Here is a 13,220-nt window from a genome sequence, read left to right as displayed (position 1 = left end):
GATAATCTTTTATTAAAAAGAAGATAGGCTTTGTAATAGTCCGAACAGAAAAAGTCGGGCTATTACAAAGCCTTTTATCTTGTAATTATAGATATTAATCGTTATTTGTGAAACAATAAAAATAAAAAAATGTGAGTATTAAGTTTATAAAATATAAGAAATTTTAAGTTTCTAACAGAATTTGTTCATAGTATTTTAGAACAAAATTTGTTATCATATCCAATGTTAGGTTATTTTAGATATGAAATTACCTAAGAAATAGGAAATAGAAATACTGGGGAAACCAAATGACAAATGAGATCAAGTTACAAAATTATAGTATTACAGAGCAAGAGGCGCATTTTTATAATGATGTGAAATATGTTACAGTAAGTTTAGAGCGAGAGCGTAATCAAGTATTAGAAAAGTTTCAATCCGATATCTTAACTCTTGATGTGGTAAGCATGCGAGAACGCTTTCAAAAGGAATATCAAGAGATGTTTTATTCTATAAAAAATAAGCTACATAATCAGATGCTACAGTATCATGCTATCGACTTGTTACAATTCATTAAGCAAATACTCGTTCAATTAGAAAATGGTTATCAACAGTTAATTAAGATGGAAGAGGTATCAAGAAATATCCAAGAACGGTATCAGCTGTCTTTTTATACAATAAGAAATCTAATTGACTTTTTAGTTCTCTCTATGCAAATTGAGAAAGATACAAAACCTACTGCAGCTTGGTTTGTGGAAGCAAATTACGAAGCAGTGATAGAAATGATTGATTTGACGCAAACCAAGGTTGAGGACTATAAAAAGGCAGAAAAACGTCTTGGAAAGGTATGGAAAGATGAGATATTCCAAGAAGAAAACATGCCTTTAGTTGAGCGTTTTCATTCTGTAAATAAGGGAGGTTTTCGTTACTTTCATAGTTTTTATTGGAAGCAAAAGAAGTACTTCCGTTCTTTATTTAAAGAAGATTTAGAGCTCTTAAATGAGCAAGAATATGAAGTTTTATATCAAAATCTTTTGATATATCACGAATGCAAAACATGGTTAGATAAAGATTTAAAAAAAATTGATAGTCTATTAGGTGAAAATTATCAAAAAGAAGAGACTGCCTTTCATAAATTGAGAAAAGAATATGATTCCATCTATCGTTTTCTACATCTGTTATCGATAGAGCTTCCGATGAACTGCATTAAGGAGCTCTTAAAAGAGGATGGTATTAGGAAACTAAAAGAATTAATCGGAACATGGATAAATGAAGAGGATAAAGAGAGGCTATATGAATTAGAAAACATTCCTTTAGCAGATACCAATAAGATAATGGATCTGTCGTTACCAGAAGGTACCAACTTACTATATCGTTTAATGGAAAACTGTCAGCGATTTACGAAAGATATAGAACGAATGCTATCCTTAGCTTATAAAAAAGGAGAAGGATTAACGATTGCTGAAGTAAGAAAATATCTTCTATTAATGGAAAGAATCAAACAAAAAGAAGAATGGCTTTTGGCGAATCAAGATAGGATAGAAGAGGTATTTGGTGGGCACTATCGAAAATATTCCACTGACTGGGAAGAAGTAAAACAATATCTGCTTGCTTCTAAACAACCAAAAAATTATGGATTTTCATTCTATATCGAAGCTATAAATCCATTCATCGAAGTAGAACCTGAGTTAACTAATGAATACGTATGGAAAATTTGTGAAACTGTTCTTCTAGCAGAACATCCAATCAAAGAGGAAATCTTCCAAAAAAGAGTGGTAAAGCTGTTAGGGCAAAAAAGAATCACTACAAAATTAAAGGATAGTATGAAGTCCTACTTAGAGAATAACCTTATAGTTGGGTTTGTTCTAAAAGAGGGTGTATTACAAAAGGAGGATAGTACAGACTATAATCTTCGAATCAATTTACCTGAGAACGGAAGAAGAGAAATCGAAGGGATTCCGGAATGTGAGTTATGTTCAGGAATAGTATCTATTATACGTGTAGAAAAAGAAATTACGTTGGATGAGATTAGTAAAATAATTGCGGAGCAATTAGGATATCCAAGGCGCACAAAAACATTCCATAATGCAATTGAGGGAATTGTAAAAAGGTTAAAGCAAGAAAATAAGATAGTTCGCCATAGTGGTGGATGGCGAATTTGTGAATAAATCATTTCGTTTATAGAAATTGTTCCTACTATACTTTACATAATTTTGGTATGATTGGGTGAAATTATGTATGTAGTAGGTACGAATTTCTGAAATAGAATCTAGGGGCCATTTTGCCAAGCTTGTCAATGGGTGGAAGTAATTCGTAAGACAAATGAAAGCGAGGTTGTTTTTATATGAATGGATTAAACTTCTCACCTAGAATACAAGCTTTTCTCTATAGTATGATTTCTGGAATATTAACTGCATATGCATTTTTAGATAAAAGAGCTTGGTTTTTATGTTTTTTTTCTTTAATACCGTTCTTTCTTATATTCTTTCAAAACAATAAGACGGAACTAAAAAAGATATTACCAATTGCAATCTTTTCTTATTCCATCTTTTATTATGGTCCGGTGTTGTATTGGCTTTTTTATTTAACTCCTGTCATGCCTTTGTCTGGGATTTTAGCAGTTTTATTGCTTGGTTTAGCAATCATTTTAATTGTGTTACAAAATGGACTTGGATTATATATTTCTTTGCTTTCTTTTAGGCGTATACGAACTGGCACGGCATGGGATATTGTAATAATTTCATGCCTTTATGTACTAGCGGAATGGCTGCAAGAATTCCTCGGTATAGTGCCATTTCCATGGGCAAGATTATCACTTTCCGTAACCCCTTGGTCATTATTTCTACAATCGGCTTCCTTGTTCGGTGGTCTGTTTATTTCCTTCTTGCTATTATTGATTAATGGTGGAATTGCATTTGGGATTGTGAAAGCAGGTAGTCGTTATTTTGGGATTTTACCATTAAAAACGGAGAGAATTCGATGGAAAAAGGAAGCTCTTATTAATTTAACTGCTTATATTTTTATTGGCGTATCCTTGATCGGAAATATTGTGTTTGGAACTTTTAGGGTAAATAAAAGATTGGATGGTGAAAATTCTGAAGCAATCGAGGTCTTATTAGTACAAGGAAACCATTCTGGATTAGATAAATGGCAGACAACGACAGTTCAGATTTTTGCAGATTATATGGATTTAACAGATGATAATGTTACACCGAATACAAAACTTGTATTTTGGCCAGAGACAGCAGTACCTTTTTATCTAGAAGAAGTTAAAGAGGAACAAAGTGAGTTAATGGCATTATGTGAAAAGCACAATATCAGTATTATTCTTGGTGCTTTTGACCGTGAGGTAGTGGATGGTGAAACAAACAGTTATAATGCAATGTATGTAGTAACAAAAGATGGAATATCAGAAAAGCCATATTATAAGCAGAAACTAGTTCCTTTTGGAGAATATCTACCATTTTCCAAGATATTTCGAAAAATCTCACCTGACTTTACATCCATGTTAATGGAGCAGCTATCAGAAACCCCAGGAACAGAATCTTTTCCAGTAGCAACAGAGTACGGAGAGGTAGGTGGAATCATATGCTATGAATCCATATTTCCTAAGATATCAAGAGAAAGTGTTAAGAATGGAGCGGAGTTACTTGCTGTGATAAGCAATGATTCTTGGTTTGGATATTCTGCTGCACTTTATCAGCACCATTCTCAGTCTATCTTACGTGCAGTGGAAAATGGCAGGTATGTTGTTCGTGCAAGCAATACAGGGCTAACTTCAATTATAAATGAAAAGGGACAGGTCATGGAGAGAGCAGATGCTTTAGTAGGTACAACATTACGTGGTAATGTCAGGTTCTTTGACCATAAAACTGTCTATACTAGAATTGGAGATGTTATTGTAATTCCCGGTGTATGCCTGATATTTGCTGCCATTATAAAGAGAAGATTTCATCGTTTTTAATCGTGGTTGAACTATAGTTAATGGAAGCTATCAAATTATTATAAAAGAAAATAGATTTTTTTAAAGTAAAAAAAAATGCCCTTTTGGTAAAGAATGATATGTTTGTAAATAGCTCTCTTTGCCAAAGGGTATTTTAAATAGTTACGACTCTCTAATTATGATATTTTCCCTTTATAAATTTGCTTTCTAAAGCTTTTTGTACACATTCTTTCATATCTTTTTAAAATAAAAAGATACAATGTACCATATGAGATAAAATTTGTAAGAATTGACATAAAATGCTAAATTTCATATAATGGAGCTATGGAAAGATTATTTTGGAGGAGAAAGTACAATGTGGATGTATTATGCTAGTGCAGGTATTCTAGTAAGTTTGTTAATATTATGCGTGATTTTATTTATTGTAAATAAATCAAAGAAAAAGGCAATGAATACGGTGAATCTAAAACTTCCAATGAATCAAGGAGAAGTAAGAGCTTTTGGAGTACGCGAAGAGTATCTTATAACAGTATTAGACCGGTATCAATATCTAGTTCGACACGGTGAGATTGTTGGTGTAAGAGATATGACCAAACCAGATTCTTTTAAAGAATATATGGGAGGACAATAGAATGCTTAATGTAGGCAGCTTTACGAAAAAAGAATCTGTATTGGAATTATCGAATACGATGGATTCTATCTATCGAAGTTATCAAAAAGAGATAGAGCAGTTAACTATGGATGATGAAACAAAAAAGAAAGAATATCAGCAGTTATTATTAGCGGTGGATAATATTAGAACCGCTTATTTGATTCCTTACATAAATCAGTTGTATCTGGAGTTAGAAGAGTATGGAAGCCCAAGTAAAAGGCCAAATTACATTACTTTTTTAACAGATCAATCCATAGAGAAAGAATGGATGGATACCGAGATTAAGCGTACCTATCTTCTTGCAAGAAAACGTTTAACAAAAGAACAGACAGACCCGAAAGATTTGGTTACAAAATTTTTATATGAATGGACAAAGAATAAGAAAAAAATAGATGTTGGTAACCAAGATATAAAGAATCTACGAGATAGGATAGCTTTAAGAAAACAAGAATATCGAAATGAAATAAATAAAACATCAGAGATGATTTCGAAGCTAAATCTTTATCTTAATGTACTAATTTTTATAAAGGATAGTATCAAGGAAATTGTTTTGCCTGAGATGGAGGGAGTTCATGCCTTCTTGGTCGCAAAGAATATGGCGGCTCAGATTTCGGTTAGACAATATCCAGGAACAATTACTTTAGAATCTATTCTGAAGTTAGCGAATACACCATATGAAAAGCATTATTTTTTTATTAAACAAGTGTTTCTATTTTATTCGAACGTCATTGAGTTAATGGAACATTCTATCAATGTTGATTTCTCTACTAAAAAATGTATTACACCAAAGGACTTGTCTTGGTTATTAGGAAAAAAAGACATGATAGAAAAGTCTGTCAAAGAGATGAGTCAGAATATATTTTATATTCAAAAGTAGGGATTAGGGTAAAATAGCCAAATATTTAATCTTGCAATGTGAATTAAAATTAGATACACTATACATAATCACTAAAATATTTGTGAGAAGGAGATATTATTTGTTAATTTACATAGGAAAAATAACATTTCGGAGGATGAGATGAAACGAATTCCGATCGTAATTCAGTTAATTTTTATCTTGTTATTATTGTTCTTAATACCAACAGTAATGACAGGATATTACAGTAATGTTCAAATGATGAAATATTCAGAAGAAGAGATTGCGACCTCTGCTATGGCTCAGATTGATACAAGCAGCTCTTATAGTGAAGCGATGCTAATGAATATTGTAAAGAACATATTACAGATGGTAGGCACGAATGAGTTTAATGGATTAAAAAACCTAACTTCATATGAAGTATTAAACTCAGAATATAGTAAAGTTAATGTTGCTGTAGGTATATTGGATCAGATGCGTGAAATTCAAAATAACAATCGAATAGTTAGTTCTATTTACTTTTGTCTGGATGGTGCAGATTATGTGATTTCTACAAATCGAGGGATTGTAAAGAATCAAGCATATGAGGATATAGCTTGGATGGATGAGTTAGAACTAAAGGGACTAGGTTCTGCAGGAATTTGGTATGCAAGAACGTATAATACAGCAACCCTTTCCGAACTAGCAAATGGAAAAACTTCTGGAGAAATGAGGAATGTAATTTCTTATATCTATCGACTTAACAAATTAACAACATCAACAAAAGGTACCATTGTTGTAAATGTAGATGCACAACGCCTAAATGAATTGCTACTTTCAAGTTTATATTCCAAAGAAGCACAAGGAATTATGGTAATGACAGATGGTACGATTATATCGCATAAGGAGAGCTCTAAATTCCTTAAAAAGTTTGGAGAGATTGAATATGTGAAAGAGTCGTTAGCAAGTGGCATCACTACTGGCTACCAATATCAGAAAGATGGAGAGAGGGCAATCTTATTAACTTATCAAAAGTCACCGCAATTTCAGTGGATTTATGTGAATACCTATAATATGGATACACTGATGAGTAAAGCACAAGGCATACGTAGTGGCTATACTGTATTTATCTTAATTATCATTGCTCTTGGAACAATTGTAGTGGTTGTATTAGCAAGAGGATTCTCAAAGCCAATGAGAAAGTTGGTTCAAAACGTAAAACAGCTTAATGGGATGGAAGAACTTGGGGTGAAAAATGAACTTTCTTACTTAAGTGGTGCAATTGAGAAGATACAGGAGCAGGAAAGTGAATTGCATCATCTTTTAAAGGAAAAGGAATTGGAAGCTAGAAACTTACTTTTACATAATCTTCTGACTGGAGAGATAACAAATCAAAAACAAATGGAAGAGCTTGAAAAGATATTCCCGTACAATCATTATATGGTTGCAATAATCTCAATCGATAACACAAAGCTATATTTAGAGACAACTGGTAAAGATAAGCGTGGTATTCAGCGCTTTACTTTACAAGATAAGATAAAGAAGGCTTTTTCAGAAGGTTATCATGTAGAGTCCATGAGAAATGGAGCAGGTATGATGGCTATCATTATTAATATGAAGAGTTATGATTATGTAAAAGTATCAAGAGAGTTATTTAATATATTAACAGGGATTCGACAAGAAGCACAGCATGTCTTTGAATATACGGTCTCAATAGGTGTTTCTACTGTACACAATGGATATGAGCTTATTAATGAATGTCATGTGGAAGCATTAGAAGCAATCAAACGAAGAATTATTGTTGGCCGAAATCAAATTATCTTCTGGAATCCGCAAAAGAAAGAGAATAATAAGTATTCCTATTCCTATAACGGAGAAAAAAAGATAATTAACTACCTTTCAGTGGGAGATGCAGATAGTGCCAAAGCAGAACTTTCCGGAATATTTGATGATATTAAGCATAAGGAAGATATCTCTTACGAAAATTTATTGTTGATATTAAACCAATTAACAGGTGCTACAGTAAAATTTATGATGGAACACAATATGAATACTAGTAAGGTTTTTGGAAATAACACAAATCTATACCAGACCATTGGTGGAATGGATACTCTAGAAGACATTGAAGTGTATTTAGGTAAGGTTTTTATTTCAATCACAGACTACTTAATGAGCTTCCATGAAGATACTTCAGAAAAAAGCTCAGAACAGATTATAAAGTATTTGAGAAAACACTATAAAGAGGAAATCGTATTTGAAGAGCTTGCAACTCAAATTGGAATTAGTTATTCGTATATGAGAAAAATGATACGAGAGGAAACTGGGAACAGTTTGATGGACAATGTGAACCTTTTACGTATTGATGAGGCAAAACGTTTGTTACTACACTCGGATTTAAGCCTTACACAGATAGCAACAGAAGTCGGATATCATAATGTACAGAGCTTGAATCGTTTCTTTAAGAAGTATGAAGGAGTATCTCCGAGTGACTTTAAGAATAATATAAAATAATTCAAAAGTTTCATTTGTGCAAAATATCCATAAAACCAAGCTGTCAAAATGGTTTTATGGATATTTTTTTTGATTTCACCTATCAGATTTGATACTCAAAAGACATGATTTGGTAATTTGGACATACTGATTTCTAGATAAAATATTGTATCATATTTCTCAATGACGCATGAAACCCTATTAAAACAAGGGTTTTTAAAAAAATCAAAAATCATATGCAGTGTCAAAAGTGATTATTTACAAAGTTTTAGATCCAGTTTATAGTGTGAGTATGCTAAATGAAAAAACGCACAAAACTACAAACAGAAGGAGATGGTATTTGTGAAATTTGCCAAGGCAAATAAGAGAAGCAACAGCGTGGTTCCTTTACAAATGAGGAAGAGGGGCATTTTTCATTACATAAAGAAAGATTGGCAACTATATGTATTGTTATTAGTACCATTAGCATTTGCCTTAATCTTTAAATACGGTTCTTATTTTGGGTTAACCATAGCATTTAAAGATTATAAGATATTAAAAGGTTTTAATGGTAGTGAATGGGTAGGATTCGATATATTCCGTAAAGTTTTTTCCATGAGAAACTTTGGAACCGCTGTTCGGAATACGTTATTACTTAATGTATTAACCTTGTTATTCGGATTTCCAATGCCAATAATTTTAGCTCTTTTATTAAATGAAGTCAAGAATAAATACTTTAAGAAAGTAACGCAAACCTTAATTTATTTACCTCATTTTCTTTCCTTTATTATTATTGGTGCAATGGCTTACCAGATTTTTGGTCAGGCAAGTGGTGTGGTTAATAACATTATTGAGTCTCTGGGTGGAAGCAGAATACCGTTTTTACAAGAGAATACTCATTGGTTAGTATCTTACGTTATGATTAATGTTTGGCAGACAATGGGATGGGGAACGATTATTTACTTGGCTGCGATAACTAGTGTAAATCCTGAATTATATGAAGCTGCTACCGTAGATGGAGCAGGTCGCTGGGGAAGAATCAGACATGTTACACTTCCATGTATTAGAAGTACGATTGTCACCCTTCTTATTATGAACTTAGGTAAGATTATGGCTGGCTCTTTTGAAAATGTATATGCACTTATGAATGTAGCTACTCCAGAATATACAACAACAATTCCAATCCTAGTTTACCGCATGGGCTTATCCAATGGTAAGTACAGTGAGGCAACAGCAATCGGTTTATTCCAGTCAATAATTGGTTTAGCACTTGTTCTTATATCGGATCGAATTGCAAAGAAACTTGGCGAAGATGGCTTGTTATAAGGAGGAGAGCAGATGGAAGCAAAATTACAAACAAAGAAATTAGACAAGAAGATAGTAAAACATAAGATAACTGACGGGATTGCATCATTTTTTATCCACTTAGTATTATTAATTACTGCATTAACTTGTGTATTACCTTTTATCCATGTTTTTGCAAAATCAGTCAGCAATGAAGCTTATGTCATTGCCAATAAAGTATTATTATTACCAAAAGATTTTACCATAACAGCATATCAGAAAGTTTTTGCGGATACTAGCATATTACGATCCTTTTATGTATCTGTAGTAGTAACTATTCTATTTACGATACTTGGTATTTTAATTACTTTATGTGCAGCGTATCCATTATCGAGAAAAGGATTAAAAGGACGTTCCTTTTTTACTTTCTTATTTATGTTTACCATGTACTTTTCCGCAGGTATTATACCGGAATACTTATTAATGAATAACTTAGGGCTTCTAGATACTTGGGCTGTATTAATTTTACCTTTAGCATTTAGCCCATATAACTTCTTAATTATGAAGACATCTCTACAAAGTACGATACCTGACAGTTTAATTGAATCGGCACATCTGGATGGTGCATCACAATTTCAGATCCTTCGAAAAATTGTGGTACCATTATCAAAACCGATACTTGCAACCTTATCTTTATTTTATGCTGTAGGTCGTTGGAATGCTTATTCCGATGCATTGTTCTATATAAAGCAGAATGTATCTTTAAGACCGCTACAGTTAAAGATGTACTATTTAGTGGTATCAGCAACAGAGTCATTACAAGCAGCATCGGAAGGTGCAGCACAGGTTACAAATCCAGAAGTTTTAAAAGCAGCATGTATAATGTTTGCAACAATTCCAATCATCTGCGTATATCCATTCGTTCAGAAGTTCTTTGTTCAAGGTACCATGATTGGATCAGTAAAAGGTTGATAGTTTTCCGGGGGTACCGGATGCTATAGAAATGTATTAAAAAAAAGGGAGGTACTATTATGAGAAAATCAATGAAAAAAGCAGCAGCTCTTGTTTTAACACTTGCTATGTCGACCGCATTATTAGCGGGCTGCGGTAGCAAAGACAAATCCGTTGATACCAAGAAAGACCCTACGACAGCACCGACACAGGCAGCTGAAAATAACCAGGGGACTACAGATCCTACCAAAGCTCCAGAAGGTGCTTTTAAGGATTACTCCAATGGATTTGAAAAAAATGTAACCATTCAAATCCCTGTTTATGACAGAGCTTTCGAAGGTTGGAATCCAACGAACAACTATTACACTCAGTGGGTTCAAAAAGAATTTGGTGATAAGTATAATATCACAGTTGAATTTGTTGCCATCGGTAGATCAACTGAGGTAACTGACTTTACACAGATGTTAGCTGCTGGTACTGCACCAGATATCATTTTCCACTATGATATGCCACAAGCAATCGCTTACTATGATGAAGGTGCAATGCAGGAATTAAACTACGACGAAATTGCTAACTATGCTCCTACATACTATAAAAACCTAGGTTCTACAATTGATTCCTATGGTACGATCAATGGTGAAAAGGTATTCTTCTTTGCATCAAGACCAACTGCTTACAACTGGGTTACATTAATCAGACAAGACTGGATTGATAAAGTTGGTAAGACTATGCCTACTAACTTAACAGAACTAAATGAATTATTTGCTGCTTGGAGAGATGCAGGACTTGGTAATGGTGGCGGAACTTTAGTACAGAACAACTTTACCTATGATTATTTCTTCCGTTCCTGGCCAATCGATACAGATGAAAGAGCTTTATATTCTGATCTTTCTATCGCTGCATTACCATGGGAACCAACACATCAGTTTTTAAAGAACTTAAATTATCAGTATAATAACAATTTAATTGATAAAGAGTTTTATTTAAATACGGATGATGCTTCTACAAAAGCGGATTTTGTATCTGGTAACAGCGGTGTATATAGTTTCTATATCTCAAGTTCTACTGATGTTACAACCTCATTATTAGCGAATAATCCAGATGCTAAGCTTGCATTACTTCCAATGGCAGCTAACGTTCCAGAAGGTGGTGTTCCACAGCAACGTGGTTACTGGCCATTTGGTATGATTATGGGTATCAACTCTGCTACTCCAGAAGAGGAGAGAGTCGCTGTATGGATGTACCTTGAGTGGTTAAGTCAGCCAGATAACTTATTCTTCTTCCAGAATGGTGTAGAAGGTGAGAACTATACTTTAGATGCAGCTGGTTTAGCTGTTAAGAATTTAGAATATACAGGAGAATCTAAACTTTCTAATAATAACAACAAGGATTACTGGTGTTTAGTAGTTGAAAGTGCACAGTATGCAGATGAAGAATTAAATTACAAAGCGAATATTGCAAACTGGGCTCCAGCAGGATTTGAATACCTCATTGAAGATGCATATAAGGATTATGTTGCTAACTTAGAGTACATGACTCCAGATGCAATTTTCTTAGATACGATCCAATCTGTTGCAGAATACAAATCTGATTTAAATGATCTTTGGAAAGAATTATATGTAAAATGTGCGATGGCTCCTGAAGCAGAATTCGAAGCTGTATATCAAAAAGCTTGTGAAGATTACTTAGCTGCCGGATACCAGACAATTCTTGATGAGAAACAAGCAGCAATCTCAGCTGGAGGATATAACTAGGGCTTAATCTAGAAACTTACACAAGATATGATTTTGAGACAATCCGATAAAAATTGACGATAAAGCGATTAAAAAACGTCAGAAGAGATAATTAGTAGCAAATGATAAGAGAAAATGTTAGAAACACAAGAAAAATAGTATAGTAATAAAAAAGTAGAAAGTTATGTAAAACTTAAAACAGAAAAGTTACTTATGAAGAGTACAAAGGATAAAAGTAACTAGTTCATACTACCAAGTAACCCTCCTGTTTTTCAGGGGGGTTATGTGGTATCATAAAATCAATACTAAGGGAGACATTATGTTCAAAATTGAGTATGACAAAGAAAATTTATTACAGGTGATTGACAGCGTTGTGAAAAAAACTATGACTATGGATATGACATGGGATTGGCCTTGCGGAGTTGCTTATTATGGTATTAGTGAGGCTTATCGCGTTACAAAGAAGGAAGAATATATTAATCTATTAAAACAATGGGCAGATGAATACATTGCTCTTGGGCTACCTAATTGGACAGTAAATACATGTGCTATGGGGCACTGCATGATAACATTATATGAAGCAACCGAGGATGAAACATATTGGGACATCGTTATGAGCAAAGTAGACTATATTCGTAATAAGGCACTTCGTTTTGGAGATCATGTTCTTCAACATACCGTATCAGTAAATAATGATTTTCCAGAACAAGCATGGGCGGATACTTTATTTATGGCAGCATTTTTCTTATTGAGAGTAGGAGTAAAACTTAAGGATGAGGATATGATTGCTGATGCTCTAAATCAGTATTACTGGCATATTAAATATCTTCAAGAGCCAAGTACAAGCCTTTGGTACCATGGCTATAACAATATAAATAAAGATCATATGTCTGGATTTTATTGGGGACGTGCTAATGCCTGGGCAGCTTATACTATGTCTCAAGTTGGTAAAATACTTCCTGAACCATACTTATATCCTATTTTTATGGAAATTGATTGTGCTCTTAGAGACCAACTAGCAGCCTTAAAGCTTCTACAGACCAAGAATGGTTTATGGAGAACAATCCTTGATGATGAAGAATCTTACGAAGAAGTATCTGCTAGCTGTGGAATTGCAGCAGCAATGGTTACAAATCATAATCCGCTTCACACAAAATATATTCAGAAATCTTTGGATGGTATTCTAAAGAATATATCAGAAGATGGTAGAGTACTAAATGTATCTGGTGGTACAGCAGTAATGAAAGATCGAGAAGGTTATCGTAATGTACCAAAGACTTGGATGCAAGGATGGGGGCAAGGATTGGCACTTGCGTTCCTTTCAGCAATTGTAGAAGATAGTACGAAATAAAAAGAATTTTACACATCTTCTTCATA

Annotated in this window: 9 protein-coding genes; all 9 read left to right on the top strand. The window is 33.6% G+C overall.

From position 1 onward, the window contains the following. Nucleotides 1-287 precede the first annotated feature (287 nt). The 9 genes from CC92_RS0114265 (at nucleotide 288) to CC92_RS0114225 (ending at nucleotide 13,194) form a co-directional block, all read left to right on the top strand. Entirely contained in the window at nucleotides 288-2,144 is a 1,857-nt protein-coding gene (locus CC92_RS0114265) for a hypothetical protein (protein ID WP_029504982.1), read from the top strand. A gap of 176 nt (nucleotides 2,145-2,320) precedes the next feature. Next, complete coding sequence (lnt, locus tag CC92_RS0114260) at nucleotides 2,321-3,940, top strand: apolipoprotein N-acyltransferase (protein ID WP_029504981.1); 1,620 nt, start codon at nucleotides 2,321-2,323, stop codon at nucleotides 3,938-3,940. A gap of 334 nt (nucleotides 3,941-4,274) precedes the next feature. After that, a complete protein-coding gene (locus tag CC92_RS0114255) occupies nucleotides 4,275-4,550 on the top strand; it encodes a hypothetical protein (RefSeq protein WP_029504980.1) in 276 nt (91 codons plus the stop codon). Nucleotide 4,551: 1 nt separating this feature from the next. Beyond that, nucleotides 4,552-5,448: a hypothetical protein gene (locus CC92_RS0114250; protein WP_029504979.1), complete on the top strand. Its 897-nt coding sequence runs from the start codon at nucleotides 4,552-4,554 to the stop codon at nucleotides 5,446-5,448. 141 nt (nucleotides 5,449-5,589) lie between these two features. Further along, nucleotides 5,590-7,917 (top strand): AraC family transcriptional regulator, encoded by a 2,328-nt coding sequence (locus CC92_RS0114245; RefSeq protein WP_029504978.1) that lies wholly within the window; start codon nucleotides 5,590-5,592, stop codon nucleotides 7,915-7,917. A gap of 321 nt (nucleotides 7,918-8,238) precedes the next feature. Then, nucleotides 8,239-9,201, top strand: coding sequence for an ABC transporter permease (locus tag CC92_RS0114240; RefSeq protein WP_029504977.1), 963 nt, complete (start codon nucleotides 8,239-8,241; stop codon nucleotides 9,199-9,201). Between the two features lie 12 nt (nucleotides 9,202-9,213). After that, complete coding sequence (locus CC92_RS0114235) at nucleotides 9,214-10,131, top strand: carbohydrate ABC transporter permease (protein WP_081841958.1); 918 nt, start codon at nucleotides 9,214-9,216, stop codon at nucleotides 10,129-10,131. Between the two features lie 59 nt (nucleotides 10,132-10,190). Continuing rightward, nucleotides 10,191-11,864 (top strand): extracellular solute-binding protein, encoded by a 1,674-nt coding sequence (locus CC92_RS0114230; protein ID WP_029504975.1) that lies wholly within the window; start codon nucleotides 10,191-10,193, stop codon nucleotides 11,862-11,864. A 298-nt stretch (nucleotides 11,865-12,162) separates the two neighbouring features. After that, nucleotides 12,163-13,194: a glycoside hydrolase family 88/105 protein gene (locus CC92_RS0114225; protein ID WP_029504974.1), complete on the top strand. Its 1,032-nt coding sequence runs from the start codon at nucleotides 12,163-12,165 to the stop codon at nucleotides 13,192-13,194. Nucleotides 13,195-13,220: the final 26 nt, after the last annotated feature.

This window comes from Lachnoclostridium phytofermentans, from assembly GCF_000733755.1.
GTDB lineage: Bacteria > Bacillota > Clostridia > Lachnospirales > Lachnospiraceae > Lachnoclostridium > Lachnoclostridium phytofermentans_A.
The sequence above is the reverse complement of the archived record's forward strand: the minus strand, read 5'-3'. Positions and strand labels throughout refer to the sequence as shown.